Annotated in this window: 13 protein-coding genes; 9 read left to right on the forward strand and 4 right to left on the reverse strand. The window is 72.6% G+C overall.

What is annotated here, in order from left to right; genetic code table 11:
• Window positions 1–125 precede the first annotated feature (125 nt).
• The 4 genes from ACIBAD_RS19735 (at window position 126) to ACIBAD_RS19750 (ending at window position 8,320) form a co-directional block, all read left to right on the forward strand.
• A complete protein-coding gene (locus tag ACIBAD_RS19735; RefSeq protein ID WP_398907875.1) occupies window positions 126–3,902 on the forward strand; it encodes a S8 family peptidase in 3,777 nt (1,258 codons plus the stop codon).
• 105 nt (window positions 3,903–4,007) lie between these two features.
• On the forward strand, window positions 4,008–5,885 hold the full coding sequence (locus ACIBAD_RS19740; RefSeq protein ID WP_398907876.1) for a protein phosphatase 2C domain-containing protein: 1,878 nt from the start codon (window positions 4,008–4,010) through the stop codon (window positions 5,883–5,885).
• A 60-nt stretch (window positions 5,886–5,945) separates the two neighbouring features.
• On the forward strand, window positions 5,946–7,688 hold the full coding sequence (locus ACIBAD_RS19745) for a pyruvate dehydrogenase (protein ID WP_398907877.1): 1,743 nt from the start codon (window positions 5,946–5,948) through the stop codon (window positions 7,686–7,688).
• A 200-nt stretch (window positions 7,689–7,888) separates the two neighbouring features.
• The gene (locus ACIBAD_RS19750; protein WP_134074319.1) at window positions 7,889–8,320 is read left to right on the forward strand and encodes an ATP-binding protein; all 432 of its coding nucleotides are present in this window, start codon (window positions 7,889–7,891) and stop codon (window positions 8,318–8,320) included.
• 37 nt (window positions 8,321–8,357) lie between these two features.
• Here the strand turns inward: ACIBAD_RS19750 and ACIBAD_RS19755 are convergent, their stop codons facing one another.
• Both ACIBAD_RS19755 and ACIBAD_RS19760 read right to left on the reverse strand, forming a co-directional pair.
• The gene (locus ACIBAD_RS19755) at window positions 8,358–9,419 is read right to left on the reverse strand and encodes a DUF2637 domain-containing protein (protein ID WP_134070174.1); all 1,062 of its coding nucleotides are present in this window, start codon (window positions 9,417–9,419) and stop codon (window positions 8,358–8,360) included.
• A gap of 204 nt (window positions 9,420–9,623) precedes the next feature.
• Window positions 9,624–10,475, reverse strand: coding sequence for a (2Fe-2S)-binding protein (locus tag ACIBAD_RS19760; RefSeq protein WP_134070172.1), 852 nt, complete (start codon window positions 10,473–10,475; stop codon window positions 9,624–9,626).
• Window positions 10,476–10,566: 91 nt separating this feature from the next.
• Here ACIBAD_RS19760 and ACIBAD_RS19765 point away from each other — a divergent pair, with 91 nt between their 5' ends.
• Complete coding sequence (locus tag ACIBAD_RS19765) at window positions 10,567–11,286, forward strand: GntR family transcriptional regulator (protein WP_398907993.1); 720 nt, start codon at window positions 10,567–10,569, stop codon at window positions 11,284–11,286.
• Between the two features lie 99 nt (window positions 11,287–11,385).
• On the opposite strand, the gene ACIBAD_RS19770 is transcribed toward ACIBAD_RS19765, so the two are convergent.
• Together ACIBAD_RS19770 and ACIBAD_RS19775 are read right to left on the reverse strand one after the other, a co-directional pair.
• Window positions 11,386–12,174, reverse strand: a complete 789-nt coding sequence (locus ACIBAD_RS19770; protein WP_134070167.1) for a hypothetical protein — start codon at window positions 12,172–12,174, stop codon at window positions 11,386–11,388.
• 196 nt (window positions 12,175–12,370) lie between these two features.
• Window positions 12,371–14,050 (reverse strand): PucR family transcriptional regulator, encoded by a 1,680-nt coding sequence (locus ACIBAD_RS19775; RefSeq protein WP_134070165.1) that lies wholly within the window; start codon window positions 14,048–14,050, stop codon window positions 12,371–12,373.
• Window positions 14,051–14,304: 254 nt separating this feature from the next.
• Between ACIBAD_RS19775 and ACIBAD_RS19780 the strand changes: the two genes are divergently transcribed.
• The 4 genes from ACIBAD_RS19780 to ACIBAD_RS19795 all read left to right on the forward strand — a co-directional run bounded on the left by ACIBAD_RS19780 (window position 14,305) and on the right by ACIBAD_RS19795 (window position 20,092).
• Window positions 14,305–15,201, forward strand: a complete 897-nt coding sequence (locus tag ACIBAD_RS19780) for a xanthine dehydrogenase family protein subunit M (protein ID WP_134070163.1) — start codon at window positions 14,305–14,307, stop codon at window positions 15,199–15,201.
• Between the two features lie 2 nt (window positions 15,202–15,203).
• A complete protein-coding gene (locus ACIBAD_RS19785) occupies window positions 15,204–15,839 on the forward strand; it encodes a (2Fe-2S)-binding protein (protein ID WP_134070161.1) in 636 nt (211 codons plus the stop codon).
• Between the two features lie 2 nt (window positions 15,840–15,841).
• Window positions 15,842–18,247 carry a xanthine dehydrogenase family protein molybdopterin-binding subunit gene (locus ACIBAD_RS19790; RefSeq protein ID WP_398907878.1) on the forward strand — a complete coding sequence of 802 codons (2,406 nt, stop codon included), beginning with the start codon at window positions 15,842–15,844 and terminating at the stop codon, window positions 18,245–18,247.
• 381 nt (window positions 18,248–18,628) lie between these two features.
• On the forward strand, window positions 18,629–20,092 hold the full coding sequence (locus ACIBAD_RS19795) for an NCS2 family permease (protein WP_134070157.1): 1,464 nt from the start codon (window positions 18,629–18,631) through the stop codon (window positions 20,090–20,092).
• The last annotated feature ends 29 nt before the right edge of the window (window positions 20,093–20,121 follow it).

The following is a 20,121-nucleotide window of genomic DNA, read 5'->3' on the forward strand; positions in this document are numbered from 1 at the left end:
CCGCATCCCCCGCCCCTCTGCCAAGGTGACGCCACCGCAGCACCAACATCCGCCGGTCAGACGCCACTTGCGGGCGGCTTTGCCGTGCAATGCAGCCGTTGGCCGGAATTCACCTGGGGAGAGCGATGCGCCCGATATCGCGTACGGCGGTGGGAGCGGCCACCGCGGCCGTCCTGGCCGTCACCGCCATCGGCCCGTCGGCGGCACGGCCGAGCGACGGAGCACCTGGAGGCGCGGGGAAGAGACCCGTCACGGGGAGCGAAGCGGCCGGAAAGCAGCCCACGGCCCCGGTCACCGTGACCCTCGTCACCGGCGACCGGATCCTGGTCTCCACCGACCCGGCCGGGCGCAGTGCCGCCACCGCGATGCCGCGCGAGGACGGCTCGCAGCCGCTCGTGCAGACCCGCCAGAACGGCAATGACCTCTACGTCTACCCCGAGAGCGCGGTCAGGGCCCTCGCCGCCGGCCGGGTCGACGAGGAGCTCTTCAACGTCACCGGCCTGATCCGGCAGGGCTACGACGACGCCCGCACCAAGAAGCTGCCGCTCATCGCGGTCTACGACGGCTCCGCCGACCTGGCGCGCAGCGCACCCCCGGCCCCGCGCGGCGCCGAGCGCTCCCTCGTCCTCGGCTCCATCGGGGCCGTCGCCCTCGCCGCCGACAAGCAGCAGGCCGCCGCCTTCTGGGCGGACGTCACCGACACCCGCTCCCGCGCCGCGGGCGGGATGAAGAAGCTGTGGCTCGACGGCAAGGTCCGGGCGAACCTGGAGCGGTCCACCAAGCAGGTGAACGCCACCGCCGCGTGGGCGGCCGGGTACGACGGCAAGGGCACCAAGGTCGCCGTCCTCGACACCGGCACCGACCTGGAGCACCCCGACCTCAAGGGCCGCGTCGCCGCGTCCAGGAACTTCACCGACTCCGACACCGACGCGGACCGCCAGGGCCACGGCACCCACACCATCTCCACCGTCGGCGGCTCGGGAGCCGAGAGCGGCGGCGCCAAGAAGGGCGTCGCGCCGGGCACCGGACTACTCAGCGGCAAGGTCCTCAACGACCAGGGCTACGGCCTCGATTCGTGGATCATCGCCGGCATGGAGTGGGCCGTCGAGAGCAAGGCCGACGTGGTCTCCATGAGCCTCGGCGACCCCTCGCGGACCGCTTGCGACGACCCCATGTCGGCCGCCGCCGAACACCTCGCGCAGAGCAGCGGCACCCTCTTCGTGATCGCCGCCGGCAACTCCGGCCCCGGCAACAACACGGTCTCCTCGCCCGGTTGCGCGCCCAGCGTGCTGACCGTCGGCGCCGTCGACCGCGACGACACCACGGCCTCCTTCTCCAGCCGCGGCCCCGCCGGACTCCAGCACGTCCTCAAGCCCGAGATCGCCGCCCCGGGCGTGGGGATCTCCGCCGCCGCCGCGGGCGGCCGCGGGGTGTACGCGTACCAGTCCATGTCCGGTACGTCGATGGCCACTCCGCACGTCGCCGGCGCCGCCGCGATCGTCAAGCAGCGCCACCCCGACTGGACCGCGCGGCAGGTCAAGGCGGCCCTCGTCGGATCCGCGAACTCCGCCGTCCCCGGGGACGTGCGCCAGAGCGGCGGCGGCCGCCTCGACGTCAAGGCCGCCGTCGACACCACCGTGACCGGCGCACCCGCCGTGCAGGGCGGCTCGTACCACTGGCCGCAGGAGCGCGGCGACCGGACGAGCGTCGACATCCCGTACACCAACAGCGGCGCCCGGCCCGTCACCCTGGACCTCGCCGTCGAGAAGGTCACCGGCAACGACGGCTCGGCCGTTCGCAGCCGGATCGCGGGCCTGGACCGCCGTACGGTGACCGTACCGGCCGGCGCCACCGTCAAGGTGCCGCTCGCCCTCGATCCGGCGGCCCGGCTGGAGCGCTCCCAGTACGGGGACGTCACCGGGCGCGTCGTCGCCACCGCGGACGGCGTGCACGTCTCCACGCCCTTCTCGCTGTACGTGGAGCCGGAGACCGTCACCCTGCGCGTCAAGCTGACCGACCGCGCGGGCAAGCCCGCCGCCGGACCCTCCTCCCTCGACGTCATCGGCACCGACGACGCCAGCGGGGAGCGCCGCTTCAACGACGGTGCGGCGGACCAGGTCTACCGGGTGCGCCCGGGCTCGTACTTCCTCTCCGCCTTCGTCGGCACGCCCGACACGGGCGACGGGGCCGCGCTGTTCGACTCGCTCACCTACCTCGGCCGCCCCCAGGTGGAGGTCAAGAAGGACACCGTGATCGTGCTGGACGCCCGCAAGGCCGCCCGGCTCGCGATCGCCACCGACCGGCCCGCCGAGGCCCGCAACACCACCCTCGCCTTCTCCCGGTACTGGGACGGGTCCTGGCTGCACGCGGGCACGGCGATGGGCGGACGGACGATCCGCGGCTACTACGCCTCGGTCGAAGGCCGTGCCGGCGAAGGCGAGTTCGAGTTCGGCAGCTACTGGCGCGCGGCCGCGCCGCTGATCTCCGAGCTGAAGGTCGCCGGCCCCGGCGGCCCGGCCCTGCACCCGATCACCGCCTCCACGGGCAGTGACAACCTCGACGGGACGGGCGGCGCGCCGCTGGTCAACGCGGGTTCCGGTACCCCCGAGGAGCTCGCCGCAGCCGGGGTCGAGGGCGCGATCGTCCTGGTCAAAGCGGAGGACGGCTCGCTGTACGAGGTCGCGAACCATGCCAGGGCGGCCGGCGCCAAGGCCGTCCTCGCCTTCCGCGACGCCCCCGGCCGCTGGGTCGGCTCCACCGGCTACGCGGGCGGCTCGCTCCCGGCGCTGACCATCGAGCAGCCGGAGGCGAAGGCGCTGCTGGCGCGGCTCGCGGCCGACAAGGTCACGCTGAACTGGAAGGGCAGCGCGAAGAGCCCCTACGTCTACAACCTGGCGCAGGTGGAGAAGGGCGAGGTACGGGGGGACCGGACGTACCGGGTGCGCGACCGCGACCTCGGCTCCGTCGAGTCGACGTACCACGCGATGGGCGTGGCCGCCGACTTCACCGACATGACCGGCGCCTACCGGCCGCTGGGCAGCGCCGTGTACTTCGGCGGCCTGGACACGGTGGCCGTGCCGGGCAGGCGCACCGAGTTCTACTCCGCCGGGGACACGGCCTGGGACCACCTGGTCTCCAGCAGCTTCCCCTGGGGCGAGTTCATGACCGACCAGCAGCGCACGTACGCCAAGGGAGGCAAGCGCAGCGAGAGCTGGTACGACGGGGTCATCGGCCCGGTCGCGGGCCGCGACCTCGCCGGCCGGCCGCAGCTGGCCGCCGAGCGGCAGGGCAACCTGATCGGCTTCGCCTCCGCGATGTGGGGGGACACCGGGCACTACGCGCAGGCGGGTTCCTTCGGGGACGTCGGCGGGCTGGTCCTGAAGCGGAACGGCGAGCAGATCGGCGACAGCTGGTACCCGTCGGGGGTCTTCGAGGTCCCGGCCGAGGAGGCCGCGTACGAACTGACCCAGCAGATCGAGAAGTTCGGTGCCCCGGCGCGGACCTGGCAGCGCTCGCAGGCGGTGGCGACGACGTGGACCTTCCGGTCGAAGCAGGACCCGGCGCAGTACTCTCAGGCCCTGCCGATCCTGTTCCCGTCGATCTCGATCCCGGCGGACGGCATGAAGACGCTGCCGGCGGCGAACGGGCAGACGATCGGGCTGGGCGTCACGGGGCACGCGGGGTACGTGCCGGGGGCCCTGAAGTCGGTGAAGCTGGCCTACTCGTATGACGGTGAGCACTGGACGCAGGCGGCCGTCGCCGAGCGGGGCGGGCGGTGGTCGGCGGTCGTGGACCACGCCGGAGCCGAGGCCGGCCGGCAGGTTTCGCTGAAGGTGGAGCTCACCGACACGAACGGCGCGGCCGTCACCCAGACGGTCGTGCGGGCGTACGACATCCGTTAGGTCGTACGAGAGATGCGAAAAGGGGTCCACCCGGGCGGCGGCCAGGTGGACCCCTTTTCGCGGATTCGGCGTTTTCTGCCGCTGCGGGGGGCCGAGAATGAGCCCATGAGTCAGCAGGGCGCGGACGACTGGTGGCAGAAGCTGTACGAAACCCCGGACCCGGACCCGGCCCCCACCCCGGACCCGGCCGACACCCTGGATTCCCGCTTCCACTCGGCATCGTCCGTCACCACCCGAGTCCCACCCCAGGGCGCGCCCGGGCCGCCGCCGACGGGTGCCTCGCCGGGCCCGGCGGTCGTGCCGCCCGTGCCCCCCGCGCCGCCCGTGCCCCCCGCGCCGCCCGTGCCCCCCGCGCCGCCGGGGCCGGACCGGGTTCCGCCCACACCCGCGGGGCCGCCCGCGACCGGGCCGGGGCCCACGCCACCGGTACCGCCGGGGCCTGCGTCCTTCGGGCCGCCGCCGGGGCCCGTGCCGCCCCCGTACGCCGTGCTGCCCAGGCCGCGCAGGGAGGCCGACCCGGAGTCGGCGCCGCCGCCCCGGGATCCGCGGGAGCCCGGGACGACGGGGTACGGCCTGGGCAGTGTGACCGTGCCGCCGGCCCTCCCCGAGGCGCCGCCCGAGCTGCCGGTCCGGCGCTGGGGCGCCCCACCCGAGCCCCCGGCCCGGGAGACACCCACCGAGCGGACCCCCGACGGGGCCACGGGTACGCCACCCTGGCCCGGATCCGGGGCCGGCGCCGGTGCCGAGCCGGGCTTCCACCCCTGGCCCGCCCCGGGCCCCGGCGCGCCGCCTTCGGCTGAGCCCGTTCCCCGGCCCGGCCGGGGCCCCGGCCCGGCGCATGCGGCCGACCCCGCACTCGCACCCGAACCCGCACCCGAACCCGGCCCGGGGAACCGGCCCGGCCGCGAGCCGTCGCCCGGCTCCGACTCCGTGCCGGATCCGCGCTCGGGTGCGGAGCCTTCGGCTCCATGGGACGTCCCCGGTGCCGGGCAGGCGGATGCCCCGCCCCCGGCCGGGTCGGGGGATCCTGTCGCCGGTGAGCCCTGGTCCGGAGCCGGAGCCGGTGCCGGTGCCGGTGCCGGGGAGGCGGCGGCGGTGTGGGACGGGGAGCGGCCCGTCGTGGAGTTCCTCGGGGACCGGGCGCCCACCTACGCCGCCGAGCCCGGGGCGCTGCCCCTCGCCGACCCCGGGGCGCTGGAGGAGCTCGTGCCCGACACCGTGCTCGAAGGCGCCCGGCACGGTGCGTACACCCTGCGCGCCACCTCCGTGCGCGGAGACTCCGCCCGGTTCCGCGGCGAGGCCCGGCGGGACTTCCTGCTGACCGCCCGCTTCGGCAGCGGCGACGACGCGCTCGTCCTCGTCGCCCTCGCCGGCGGCGACCGCGCCGCCCCCGGCGCCGCCGAAGCCGCCGCCGAGCTGTGCCGCTGGATCGCCTCGGCCGTGGGCCGGAGCCGGGAACGGCTGGCCGACGACATCCGCGCCGGCCGGCGCGACGCCCTGCGCTCGGGGCTCCAGCGCCTCACCGACCGGGGCTACGGGCGCCTGCGCGCCCGCGCCGCCGAGCTCGGGCTCCCGGAGGACGCGTACACCGCCGGCCTGCGCGTCCTGCTGCTCCCCATCGACCCCGAGTGCAAGACCCGGGTCTCCTTCGGCGCGGGCGCCGGCGGCCTGTTCCGGCTCCGGGGCGGGGCCTGGGAGGACCTGGAGCCGAAGACGCTGCCGGGCTCGGACGCGGACCCGGCCGAGACCGCCGCGGAGGGATTCCGGTTCCGCGCCGCCGTGGCGCGGCCCCGCGACACCCTGCTCCTGTGCTCCGGAGGGCTCGCCGACCCCATGCGCGAGGAGGTACTCCTTTCGGCCGAACTCGCGGCCCGCTGGGCCCGCGCCGAGCCCCCCGGCCTCGCGTCCTTCCTCGCGGACACCCAGCTCCGCCTCAAGGGCTACGCCGACGACCGGACGGCCGCCGCCGTCTGGGAGGCGTGACCGCGCAGAGTGTGGATGGATGGACGGGCGTACCCGCGGGCAACGGAAGGGCGCTTCTCCATGGGCAAGCAGAACGTGGCCGAGCAGTTCGTCGACATCCTCGTACGCGCCGGCGTGCGCCGGATGTACGGAGTCGTCGGCGACAGCCTGAACCCCGTCGTCGACGCCATCCGCCGGACCGGCGGCATCGAGTGGATCCAGGTCCGCCACGAGGAGACCGCAGCCTTCGCCGCCGGCGCCGAGGCCCAGATCACCGGCCGGCTCGCCGCCTGCGCGGGCTCCTGCGGCCCCGGCAACCTGCACCTGATCAACGGCCTCTACGACGCCCACCGCTCCATGGCCCCGGTCCTCGCGCTCGCCTCCCACATCCCCTCCGGCGAGATCGGCCTCGGCTACTTCCAGGAGACCCACCCCGACCGGCTGTTCACCGAGTGCAGCCACTACTGCGAGCTGATCTCCAATCCGCAGCAGATGCCCCGCGTGCTCCAGACAGCCATCCAGCACGCCATCGGCCGCAGCGGCGTCGGCGTGGTCGCGCTGCCCGGAGACATCGCCTCCCTCCCCGCCCCGGAGAAGAGCATCGAGCACGCGCTCGTGACCGCGCGGCCGTCCGTGCGCCCCGGCGACGGGGAGATCGAGAAGCTGGTCCGGCTGATCGACGAGGCCGACAAGGTCACCCTGTTCTGCGGCAGCGGCACCGCCGGGGCGCACGCCGAGGTCATGGAGTTCGCGGGCCGGGTCAAGGCGCCCGTCGGGCACGCCCTGCGCGGCAAGGAGTGGATCCAGTACGACAACCCGTACGACGTGGGCATGAGCGGGCTGCTCGGCTACGGCGCCGCCTACGAGGCCACGCACGAGTGCGATCTGCTGATCCTGCTCGGCACGGACTTCCCCTACAACGCCTTCCTGCCCGACGACGTGAAGATCGTCCAGGTGGACATCCGCCCCGAACACCTCGGCCGACGCTCGCAGTTGGACCTCGGCGTCTGGGGAGACGTACGGGAGACCCTGCGCGCCCTCAACACCCGGGTCAAGACGAAGACGGACCGCCGCTTCCTCGACCGGATGCTGAAGAAGCACGCGGACGCCCTGGAAGGCGTGGTGAAGGCGTACACCCGCAAGGTGGAGAAGCACACCCCGATCCATCCCGAGTACGTGGCCTCCGTCCTCGATGAACTGGCGGACGAGGACGCCGTGTTCACTGTCGACACGGGCATGTGCAACGTGTGGGCGGCGCGCTATCTTTCCCCGAACGGCAAGCGGCGCATCATCGGCTCCTTCAGCCACGGCTCCATGGCCAACGCCCTCCCGCAGGCCATCGGGGCGCAGTTCACCGACCGCGGCCGTCAAGTGGTGTCGATGTCGGGCGACGGCGGTTTCTCGATGCTGATGGGAGATTTCCTCACCCTGGTGCAGTACGACCTGCCCGTCAAAGTGGTCCTCTTCAACAACTCATCGCTCGGAATGGTCGAGTTGGAAATGCTGGTTTCCGGCCTTCCTTCGTACGGAACGACCAACCGCAACCCGGATTTCGCGGCGATCGCCCGCGCGGCGGGTGCGTTCGGGGTCCGCGTCGAGAAGCCCAAGCAGCTCGCGGGGGCTTTGAAGGACGCGTTCCGGCACAAGGGACCCGCATTGGTGGACGTGGTGACCGATCCCAACGCCCTGTCCATTCCACCCAGGATCAGCGCCGAGATGGTGACCGGTTTCGCACTTTCCGCCAGCAAGATCGTGCTGGACGGTGGCGTGGGGAGAATGATCCAGATGGCTCGATCCAACCTGCGCAACGTGCCGCTCCCGTAAGCCCGCAGGAGTGCGGATTGCCCCGGCGGGCATGCATCCCCGTAGACCAGTTCGAGATCCACGGGAACTTGCGGGGGAGGGGCATCGCCGTGCGGGTGGGGGCGAAGACCGGGAAGCAGTGGAGGAGAGGGCGGCCCGAACCGCGTGAACCGTCCGTCGAGGACGGGAGAGTGGTGGACGCGGTGCAGATCACCCGAAGCATACGCCGGGCGGATCTCAAGGCCGTGGGCGAAGTACGCCGAGCCTTACGGGAGTTGATGCGCCACCGGTGCCCGGCCGACACCGCCGAGGTGGCGGAGCTGCTGATCACCGAGCTCGTCACCAACGCCCTCGTCCACACCGACCAGGGGGCGGAGGTGTCCGCGAGGCTCGCCGCGGACCGGCTGAGGGTGGAGGTCCGGGACTACGCCACGCGCCGGCCCCGACCGTACGTACCGACCGCCGACGACGGTACGCACGGCCGCGGACTGGTGCTGGTGCAGGCCCTCGCCGACGCCTGGGGCGTGGACGCGCCCGTCCAGGCCGGCGGCAAGGTGGTCTGGTTCGAGTTGGACGGGGCCCTGGGCGGCCGGGCCTACGGCGGTACGTACGGCGGTACCTACGACGGTGCGTACGACGGGGGACCCGCCTGAGCGGCGGGCCCCCCGGGGTCGGTCCTGTGCGCAGCCGTCAGCCGAACTGCTGCTCCAGGTCCTTGAGTTTGCGTTCGAGCGAGTCGAGGCGGGGGATCGTCTGGGTGTCGTCCTCGGCGGTGAGGTCCACCGTCCGAGTGCCGGTCACCTCAGCGCTCTCGGGTCCGTGCACGGCCTGCAGGGAGGGCCGGCGGCGCGGTGCGGGCAGCTGTCCCGTTTCCGCTATGGCCGGCTCCGCGCCGACCGGCGCGGAGCCCGATCCGGGGGCCAGCCCCGGTACGTCGACCTGGCGGGCGCGGGAGCGCCCGAACGCCCGGTTCTGCCTGCCCAGGGCCTTGATGCGGGCCCGGTCCAGCCGGTTCTGATCGCGCCGGCGGTGGCGGTCCTGCTCCCGCTCGCGCTTGTCCTCGCGTACCTCGTCGACGGCCTCGTCGAGGGTGCGGACCCCCTCCAGCAGCATGAGGGACCAGGCGCCGAAGGTCTCCCGGGGCGCCCGCAGCCAGCGGACCATCCGGATCTGCGGCAACGGCCTCGGGATCAGGCCCTGTTCGCGCAGCGCGGCCCGGCGGGTCTGCTTGAGGGCGCGGTCGAAGAGGACGGCCGCCGAGAGCGACATCCCGGCGAAGAACTGCGGGGCGCCGTCGTGGCCCATGCCGCGCGGCGCGTGCACCCAGTTGAACCAGGCGGCCGCGCCCGCGAACAGCCAGACCAGCATGCGGGAGCCGAGGGCGGCGTCACCGTGGCTCGCCTCGCGGACGGCGAGCACCGAGCAGAACATGGCGGCGCCGTCGAGACCGAAGGGGACGAGGTACTCCCAGCCGCCGGAGAGGTTCAGGTTCTGCCGGCCGAAGCCGACCAGTCCGTGGAAGGAGAGCGCGGCGGCGACCGCCGCACAGCAGAACAGCAGGACGTAGGAGGCGGTTCCGTAGACGGCTTCCTTGCGCCGCCGCCGCTCTTCGCTGCGCTCCCAGGTGTCTTCGGCCGCGGCCTTTTCGCCTTCCCGCTTGCCCCGGGCCAGTACCGCAACTGCCGCAAGTACGCCCAGGATCAGCAGGCTGCCGGGCAGCAGCCAGTCCAGCGATATGTCGGTCAGTCTCATGCGGATGTCCCTTGCCTCTGCCTCGCGTGTGCGGCCTTCCGGGAGCCATGGTGACCCAGGAGATCGGCCCGGCATGCGGGTTTCGGGGCAAGTGGACGCCATCGGGGGGCGGGGCCCGCCGGATAGGGTGTTGTCACTCGAACTACCGCTCGCACGACCAGAGTTGTGTTCGATAACGGTCAGTCGTACGAGTGGGTTCAGAGGTCAGGCGGCAGTCGTGAGGCGGACGATGCGCTCCGCGTCGCAGGTGCGGGGACAGGTGGTGCAGGTGTCCTCGGGCCGGATCGTGTAGAAGAGGCAGCAGCTGGCCCGGTCCCGGGTGGGGAGCTGTTCGCCGCGCGGGCCGGAGAGCGTGCGGAACGCCGCGCCGGCGGTGTACGGGGCCGTCCGGCCGGGCAGCAGCGCCTCCAGCTCGGCCATGGCCCGGTGCTCCTCGTCCACGAGCTTCCCGAGGTGCCAGACGCCGGAGACGATCTCGTCGGTCACCATGCCCCACAGGGCGCGGCGGCCGCGCCGCGTGCGCGGGCCGAAGGCCTCCAGCAGCGGTTCGAGGTGGTGGGCCACCGCAGCCCGCACCTCGGCGCGCAGCGCCTCCTCGTCGGGCACGACACGGGCCCCGGGGAGCGCGGCCGCCGGATCGTCCGGCAGGCAGGAGAAGGACTCGACGCGCACGCTCATGCGCCCCTGGGTCCGGTGGAACGCCACGTCCCGCGCCGCGAGGCGGGGCACCCGGCGGTCGAGGAACCAGGGGGCCGTGATGAGCAGGCACGCGGGCCACGCGTACCGGTGCAGCCCGAAGGTGGCCACCACGTCGGGGCGGGCCTGGCGGCCGTAGTCCCGCAGGACCTGGGCGTCGTCCCAGGCGAGGTAGCCGTCCACCTCGGCCCCGCCGGCCGCGAGCGCGTCCGCGCCGATCCACCCCACACCGCGAGGGGCGGGTTCGTGCGCCGCGCGCTCGGTGACCTGCAGGCGGGCGTACACCTGCGACAGGCGTGCGTACGCGTCCGCCACCGGGGAGCCGGCCGGGGGCAGGGCGACGACGGAGCTGTCGGGCATGGCGGGACCACCGATTCGCACGGTCGGAAACAGGAGAGGTAAGCCTTACCTTATCTGATCTAGGACGGCCGTACCAGCACCTGCGGGACCGATTCGCCTATTCTCGGGAGTGCGCAGGTCAGGTCGAGACCCCGAGGAGGACCGAGTGCACGAGGCGGCCCACGGCAGGGTGGCGGCGCTGATCCCGGCGCAGAAGGTGCTGCGGTACTCGGTGCGCGGGCAGGTGCTCGACGCGCTGCGCGCCGCGCTCGTCGACGGGGACCTGGTGCCCGGCGAGATCTACTCCGGGCCTGCCCTGGGGGAGCGCTTCGGGGTCTCCGCGACGCCCGTGCGCGAGGCGATGCAGCAGCTCGCGCTGGAGGGGGCGGTGGAGTGCCTCCCGAACCGGGGCTTCCGGGTGCTGTCGCGTACGCCGCGGGCCCTGGCGGAGCTGGCGGAGGTACGGGCGCTGCTGGAGGTGCCCGTGGTGCTGGGCCTCGCCCGTACGGTCCCCGCGGAGGCCTGGGTGGCGCTGCGGCCGGTGGCGGCCGCAGCCGCCGGGTCCGCCGAGGCCGGTGACCTGGCGGGGTACGCGGACGCGGACCGCGCTTTCCACCGGGAGGTGCTCTCGCTGGGCGGGAACGAGCAGCTGGTCTCGGTGGCGCAGGAACTGCACCGCAGGTCCCAGTGGCCGCTCCCGGGGGCCCCGCGCACCCGCCGGGCGGAGCTCGTCGCGGACGCGGCGGAGCACACGGCCCTCCTGGAGGCCCTGATCGCGGGTGACCACTCCCTGATCGAACCCCTGCTCCGCGCCCACTTCACCGCCCGCTGAGCGGAAGCGGCCGGGGCCCCCGGGAGTCGCCTCAAGCCGCCGGCTGCCAGCCGCCGCCGGCCGCCGCCGGGAGTCACCGGGGCCGCCGCAGGGCCGCCCTCACACGCCGGCGGGGCTGGGTTTGTCCGGGTGGAGCTGGTCGGCCAGCCAGGTGGGGATGCCGCCCAGGAGGTGGAACAGGCGGCGTGCCTCCGCCCGCAGGCGGGCCGCCTCCGGTTCCGGCTCGGCCTCAGCCAGCGCCGCCAGCGCGGGGGCCGTTCCGATCAGGAAGCCGAGGTCCTCCCGGATGCGCAGGGACTCGGCGAAGCCCTTGCGGGCCTCCGCCACCTCCCCGTCCCGCAGGGACAGCGCCGCCAGGTGGCGCCAGGTGAAGGACAGCAACAGCGTGTCCCCGTGCGCCAGCGCCCCGGCATGGGCCCGGCGGTACGCCGGGCGGGCCGACTGCGGGGCGTCCGCGAGGTGTTCCGCGACCAGCCCCCGCCGGAAGTCCAGCAGCGGGCGCGTCCGGGACCCGGGGGACAGCAGCGCCGCCGCCCGGCCCAGGGCGGAGCGGGCCTCGTCCGAGCGGTCGCGTACCCCGAGCACGGTCGCCGCGTACGCCAGCTGCCCCCGCTCGCAGGCCGCCGCACCCCGCTCGTCGTCGTCGCGGGCCACCGCCTCCGCGACCCGCAGCGCGTCCTCCGCCTCCGCCCAGCCCTGCCCGGTGAACAGGCACCGCTCGACCAGCAGCGCGGTCCGCTGCACGGCCGCGCCGGCGTCGTGCAGATGGGGCGTCAGCAGCGCTGCCGCATCGCTCCAACAGCCGCGCGAGCGCAGCCGCCATATCGCCCGCTGGAGGGGGTCGTCTCCCCCCGTAGTTCCGGCACCGGACATGGCGGTATCCGCCACATTGCCCTCCCCAAAGCAACCAAGCAGCACGACGTTGAGCCCTGGGGCGAAATGAGAGCACGGATCGGAGCCTTCGGCCAAGGGGTCGGGTGAACTCTTTCACAAAGTCCGGACGACGTGTCAGGCGCACGGTCGTCACGGCTCGTCACCGCCTGCCGCCCGTCGGCCCGGCGGGGGCGGCCCCGGTCGGATCCGCTCAGCTCATCCGCAGTGCGAGGAAGAAGTCGAGCTTGTCCTCCAGCCGCGAGAGGTCACGCCCCGTCAACTGCTCGATTCGCCCGACCCGGTAGCGCAGCGTGTTGACGTGCAGGTGCAGCCGCGTCGCGCAGCGCGTCCACGAGCCGTCGCAGTCCAAGAACGCCTCCAGCGTCGGGATGAGCTCCGCGCGGTGGCGGCGGTCGTAGTCCCGCAGCGGGTCCAGCAGGCGCGCCGTGAAGGCGCGGCGCACGTCGTCCGGGACGAACGGCAGCAGCAGCACGTGCGAGGCCAGTTCGTGGTGGCCCGCCGCGCAGACCCGGCCCGGGCGCGCCGCGGCGACCCGGCGGGCGTGCCGGGCCTCCTCCAGCGCCCCGCGCAGCCCCTCCGCGGAGTGCACGGCCGCGCTGACGCCCAGGGTGAGCCGGCCGTCGTCGGCGAGACCCGCCTGCAGGGGCTCCCGTACGGCGGAGAGCAGCTCGTCGGCGTGCAGGGCGCGGTCCGGGCCCTTCTCCTCGCCGGGCTCCGCGGGGAGCGCGGGCAGCGGTACGAGGGCGATGGCCTCGTCGCCCGCGTGGGCGACGGCGATCCGGTCCGAGGGCTCGGGGCCCGAGACGGACGGGTCGACCAGGATCTCCTCCAGCAGCGACTGTGCCACCGGGCCGCCGGGGATGTCCCCGCCGTCCCAGTCGACCCGCGCCACGACGACCTGCCAGTGCGGGGCGGTGCCCAGCCCGGGGAGCAGCACCGGCGCCGCGACCCGCAGGCGGGCGGCGATCTCGGCGGGCGGGGCGCCCGTCTGGACCAGCTCCAGCACCTCCTGCGCGAGGCGGCGGCGCACCGTACGGGCCGCGTCGCGCCGGTCGCGCTCGACGGCGATCAGCTGGGTGACGCCCTGGAGCAGGTCGAGCCGCTCGGCGGGCCAGTCCCCGGCGTCCGCCTCGACGGCCAGCAGCCAGTCCGAGAGCACGCTTTCGCGCACGTCGCGGGCCCCGGGGCCGCCCGGACCCCGGCCCGCTCCCCTGATCGGGAAGAGGGAGTACGTAATACCCTGGATGGAGATCCGGTGCGGGCCCCTGCGCCCGGTGCGGACCGCCGCCAGGTGCTCGCCGGCCAGGGCCGCGCAGACGCCCGGTGCCAGCGGTTCTCCCGCGCCGGCGATCTGCCGGCCCGTGGGGGAGAGCACCCAGGCGCGCAGATCGAGGTCGGTGGTGAGCAGATCGAGCACCACATCGGGTCCACCGCCCGCGGGGCCCGACGTCATCAGGCGGCGGTGCCGGTCCACGACGGCCGCGAGATCGCCGGCGCGCTCTCCGGAGACCTGCCGCACCACGTACTCCGTGATCGTGGCGAATGCAACGTCTTCGTTCACGGCGAACAACGGCAGCCGGTTGCGCCGACAGGCTGAAACGAGATCGTCGGGGATGTCCCCGAGCTCCGCCTCGCCGGCCGCGAGGCCCGCGACGCCCGCGCTCGCGAGGATTCGTACGAACGGCTCGGAATCGGCTGAATTTCTTCGCCAGGCCAGGCCGGTGAGGACGAGTTCGCCCCCGGTGAGGTATCGGCTGGGATCCCGTAGGTCGGTCGTCATGACGCCGCGGACCGTCCGGTCGAGTTCGTCCTCGCCGCCCAGCAGCCGCAGCCCCAGCGCCTCGGTTTCCAGCAGTGCGCGCAGCCGCATGGTGTCGCCGCCGATCTGTCTCGAATGTTGCCGTTGGAAATCGGGCAGGTCGTTGCATCCTGCCTTTCATACGAATCTACAAGACGAGGGAGGCCGCCAGCCAACTCCTTCATGGTTTCGGTGACTGCACCCGAAGGACGCGCGGCTTGTGTACTGACTCCACACCGCGTTAACAGCACGTGAACGACCAGTCGAGGGCCCGAGGGCCTCCTGGCTTGAAGTGAACGACACGATGAAGAAGAAGAGAGCCGCACATGGACTTCCTTCGCCCCGCCAGCTGGGAGGAGGCACTCGCCGCTAAGGCCGAGTACCCCACAGCTGTGCCGATTGCGGGTGGCACCGACATCATGGTCGAGATCAACTTCGACCACCGTCGGCCGGAGTACCTCCTGGACCTGAACCGCATCGGCCTGCTGCGGGAGTGGGAGGTCGGCGAGGACGTGGTCCGGCTGGGCGCCTCCGTTCCGTACACGCAGATCATGGAGAACCTCCGCACGGAGCTGCCGGGCCTCGCGCTCGCCTCGCACACGGTCGCGTCCCCGCAGATCCGCAACCGCGGCGGCGTCGGCGGCAACCTCGGTTGCGCCTCGCCGGCCGGCGACTCCCACCCCGCGCTGCTCGCGGCGGGCGCCGAGGTCGAGGTGGAGTCCGTACGCGGCTCCCGCCTGATCCCGATCGACGAGTTCTACACCGGCGTGAAGCGCAACGCGCTCGCCGCCGACGAGCTCATCAAGACCATCCACGTGAAGAAGGCGGACGGTCCCCAGCAGTACTCCAAGGTCGGCTCCCGCAACGCGATGGTCATCGCCGTCTGCGCGTTCGGCCTGGCGCTGCACCCCGAGACCCGCACGGTCCGCACCGGCATCGGGTCGGCCGCGCCGACCCCGATCCGTGCGAAGGCCGCCGAGGAGTTCTTGAACGCCGCCCTCGAAGAGGGCGGCTTCTGGGAGTCCCGCAAGGTCATCACCCCGTCGATCGCCAAGCAGTTCGGTGACCTCGCCACCGGCGCGGCCAACCCGATCGACGACGTCCGCGGCACGGCGAAGTACCGCCGTCACGCGGTCGGCATCATGGCTCGCCGCCAGCTCGTCTGGACCTGGGAGCAGTACCGCGGAACCGGCCACGGCCGCTCGCTCGAAGGGGCTGCGTAATCATGCGCGTCAATTTCACTGTCAACGGCCGTCAGCAGGAAGCCGACGACGTCTGGGAGGGCGAGTCCCTTCTCTACGTGCTGCGCGAGCGGCTCGGCTTGCCGGGCTCGAAGAACGCCTGTGAGCAGGGCGAGTGCGGTTCCTGCACCGTCCGTCTCGACGGGGTGCCGGTCTGTTCCTGTCTGGTCGCCGCCGGCCAGGTCGAGGGCCGCGACGTCGTGACCGTCGAGGGGCTGGCGGAGTTCGCCAAGCAGCGCGAGGAGCACGGCCACGGCGGTGCCTGCGGTACCGGCGGCGGCTGCGGCTCGAAGGGCGGCGTCACCCTGGACGCGGCCAAGCAGTGGAAGGCGCACGGGCCCCACAGCGAGCTCCGCTCGCGGGCGGCCGACTCGCAGACCGGTGAGGGCGTGGAGCTCTCCAACATCCAGCAGGCGTTCATCGACGCCGGCGCCGTGCAGTGCGGTTTCTGCACCCCCGGTCTGCTGGTGCAGGCCGACGCACTGCTCGAACAGAACAGCTCCCCGTCCGACCAGGACATCCGCGAGGCCCTGTCCGGCAACCTCTGCCGCTGCACGGGCTACGAGAAGATCCTCGACGCGGTCCGCCTGGCGGCCGCACGTCAGGGAGAGGCGGTCTGACCATGGCTCAGAACACCCGCACGGTACCGGCCGGCACGCCGACCAACGTCACCCAGAAGCACAACAAGGGCGGCATCGGCGAGTCCACGCTCCGCCCGGACGGCACCCTCAAGGTCACCGGCGAGTTCGCGTACTCCTCGGACATGTGGCACGAGGACATGCTGTGGGGCCAGACCCTGCGCAGCACCGTCGCGCACGCCGAGATCGCCTCGATCGACATCTCCGAGGCCCTCGCGATGCCGGGCGTCTACTCGGTGCTCACGTACGACGACCTGCCGGCCGAGATGAAGAACTACGGCCTGGAGATCCAGGACACCCCGGTCCTCGCCAACGGCCGGGTGCGCCACCACGGTGAGCCGGTCGCCCTCGTGGCCGCCGACCACCCGGAGACCGCGCGCCGCGCGGCCGCCAAGATCAAGATCGACTACCGCGAGCTGCCGGTCGTCACGGACGAGGCCTCCGCCCTCGCCGCGGACGCCCCGCTGATCCACCCGGGCCGCGACGACCACCACTCCGGTCACGTCCCGCACCCGAACATCGTGCACCGCCAGCCGATCATCCGCGGCAACGTGGAGGAGGCCCGCAAGCGCGCCGACGTCATCGTCGAGGGCGAGTACACCTTCGGCATGCAGGACCAGGCCTTCCTCGGCCCGGAGTCCGGCCTCGCCGTACCCTCCGAGGACGGCGGCGTCGACCTCTACGTCGCCACCCAGTGGCTGCACTCGGACCTCAAGCAGATCGCCCCGGTCCTCGGTCTCCCCGAGGAGAAGGTCCGCATGACGCTCTCGGGCGTCGGCGGTGCCTTCGGCGGCCGCGAGGACATCTCGATGCAGATCCACGCCTGCCTCCTGGCCCTGGCCACGAACAAGCCGGTCAAGATCGTCTACAACCGGTTCGAGTCCTTCTTCGGCCACGTGCACCGCCACCCGGCGAAGCTGTACTACGAGCACGGCGCCACCAAGGACGGCAAGCTCACGCACATGAAGTGCAAGATCGTCCTGGACGGCGGCGCGTACGCGTCGGCCTCCCCGGCGGTCGTGGGCAACGCCTCCTCCCTGTCGGTCGGCCCGTACGTCCTGGAGGACGTGGACATCGAGGCGATCGCGCTCTACACGAACAACCCGCCCTGCGGCGCGATGCGCGGCTTCGGCGCCGTCCAGGCCTGCTTCGCGTACGAGGCCCAGATGGACAAGCTCGCGGCGAAGCTGGGCATGGACCCGGTCGAGTTCCGCCAGCTGAACGCCATGGAGATGGGCACGATCATGCCCACCGGCCAGGTCGTGGACTCCCCGGCGCCCGTCGCCGAGCTGCTGCGCCGGGTCAAGGCCCGCCCGCTGCCGCCGGAGCGCCAGTGGGAGACCGCCGGCGAGGGCGCGGACGTCCGCGCGCTGCCCGGAGGCCTCTCCAACACCACCCACGGCGAGGGCGTCGTACGGGGTGTCGGCTACGCGGTCGGCATCAAGAACGTCGGCTTCTCCGAGGGCTTCGACGACTACTCCACCGCCCGCGTGCGCCTGGAGGTCATCAACGGCGAGCCCGTCGCGATGGTCCACACGGCCATGGCGGAGGTCGGCCAGGGCGGTGTCACCGTCCACGCGCAGATCGCCCGTACGGAGCTGGGCGTCACGCAGGTGACCATCCACCCGGCCGACACGCAGGTCGGCTCCGCCGGCTCCACGTCCGCCTCGCGGCAGACGTACATGACCGGCGGCGCCGTGAAGAACACCTGCGAGGCCGTCCGCGAGGCCGTCCTGGAGATCGGCCGACGCAAGAACGGCTCCTACCACCCCGCGTGGGCGACCGCCGAGCTGCTCCTCGAAGGCGGCAAGGTCGTCACCGACGGCGGCGAGGTCCTCGCGGACATCGCCGACATCCTGGAGGGCGAGGACGCGATCGACCTGGAGCTGGAGTTCCGGCACCGGCCGACCGTCGCCTTCGACCTGAAGACCGGCCAGGGCGACGGCCACGTCCAGTACACCTTCGCCGCACACCGCGCGGTGGTCGAGGTGGACACCGAGCTCGGCCTGGTCAAGGTCGTCGAGCTGGCGACCGCGCAGGACGTCGGCAAGGCCCTGAACATGCTCTCCGTGGTCGGCCAGATCCAGGGTGGCACCACCCAGGGCCTGGGCGTCGCGATCATGGAAGAGATCATCGTGGACCCGAAGACCGCGAAGGTGCGCAACCCCTCCTTCACGGACTACCTGATCCCGACCATCCTCGACACCCCGACCATCCCGGTCGACGTCCTGGAGCTCGCCGACCCGAACGCGCCGTACGGCCTTCGCGGTATGGGCGAGGCCCCCACCCTGTCGTCCACCCCGGCCGTCCTCGCGGCGATCCGGGCGGCGACCGGTCTGGAGCTCAACAAGACGCCGATCCGCCCGGAAGCCCTCACCGGCACCCTCTAGGACGGCCCGGTCCGGGGGCCGCGAGGCCCCGCCGCAAGGCCCCCGGACCCCCACAGACTCTCCGGGCGGTGTGACACCGGGAACGTCACACTTCCTGTCGCACCGCCTGGAGCCAGAAGTCCGGAGTACGAGAAGACCGCACCGCTCGCGGTCCGTTCCCCCGGCAGTACCCCCACGAAACACCCGGTGGCCCCGGCACCCCGGAGCCGCCACCAGCACCACACCAGTACCGCAGAACCCCCGCAGTACCCGCAGTACACGCAGTGCATTTCGCGTCGCCTCGGGCCGTCACCCCGGGTCGTGCAGCCAAACGGAGTTTCCCAAATCCCGCGTCTTCAATCTCCATGCGGGTGCCCCTTTGAACCTTGGGAGTTAGGCACCATGACCCAGTCGTCTGTGGAGCCCAAGACCAGCGCGGAAGAGGCCGGCGACGGCTCTCGCAACCCCGCCGGGCGTTCTTGGCTCGACCGGTACTTTCACATCACGCACAGAGGTTCCAACGTCGGCAATGAGATTCGTGGCGGCGTCACGACCTTCATGGCCATGGCGTACATCCTCCTGCTCAACCCGCTGATCCTCTCCGGCAAGGACGCCGCCGGAGACACCATGAGCCAGAAGGCTCTCATCACCGCCACGGCCTTCGCCGCGGCCCTGACCACGCTCCTCATGGGCTTCGTCGGAAAGGTCCCGCTGGCCCTGGCCGCGGGCCTGTCGGTCTCCGGCGTGCTCTCCTCGCAGGTCGCCCCCCAGATGACCTGGCCGCAGGCCATGGGCATGTGCGTGATGTACGGCGTCGTGATCTGTCTCCTGGTCGTCACCGGCCTCCGTGAGATGATCATGAACGCCATCCCCCTCGCGCTCAAGCACGCGATCACCATGGGCATCGGCATGTTCGTCGCCCTGATCGGCCTCGTGAAGGCCGGCTTCGTCGGCAACGGCGGGGAGTTCGCCCCGCCGGTCCAGCTGGGCCCGGTCGGCCAGCTCGCCGGATGGCCCGTCCTGATCTTCTGCATCACCCTGCTCGCCATCTTCATGCTGCAGGCCCGCAAGGTCCGCGGTGCGATCCTCATCGGCATCATCGGCGGCACCGTGATCGCCGCGATCGTCAACGCCGTCGCCGACGTCGACCCGAAGGCCTGGCGCAACGGTCCGCCCAGCCTGGACGGCTCCGCCGTCTCGATGCCGGACTTCTCGCTCTTCGGCCAGGTCTCCTTCGGCGGCTGGGGCGAGGTCGGCGCCATGACGATCGGCATGATCGTCTTCACCCTCGTGCTCGCCGGCTTCTTCGACGCGATGGCCACCATCATCGGCGTCGGCACCGAGGCCAAGCTGGCCGACGACAAGGGCCGCATGCCGGGCCTGTCGAAGGCGCTGTTCATCGACGGTGCCGGCGGTGCCATCGGCGGCCTGGCCGGAGGTTCCGGCCAGACGGTGTTCGTCGAGTCCGCCACCGGCGTCGGCGAGGGAGCCCGTACGGGCCTCGCCTCCGTCGTCACCGGCCTCTTCTTCGCCGCCTGCCTCTTCTTCACCCCGATCACGCAGATCGTGCCGGGTGAGGTCGCCTCCGCGGCCCTGGTCGTCATCGGCGCGATGATGATGCAGAACGCCCGCCACGTGGACTGGGCCGACAGCGCGACCGCCATCCCGGTCTTCCTGACCGTGGCGCTCATGCCCTTCACGTACTCGATCACCGCAGGTGTCGCCGCCGGTGTGATCTCGTACGTGGCCATCAAGATCGCACAGGGCAAGGCCCGTGAGATCGGCGCCTTCATGTGGGCTCTGACCGTGATCTTCGTGATCTTCTTCGCGGAGCACCCCATCGAGGCATGGCTCGGGGTGAAGTAAGGCGGGGCCGGTGATCCGGCCCCGACCCT

Source organism: Streptomyces sp. NPDC051109 (genome assembly GCF_044455885.1).
Classification (GTDB): Bacteria; Actinomycetota; Actinomycetes; order Streptomycetales; family Streptomycetaceae; genus Streptomyces.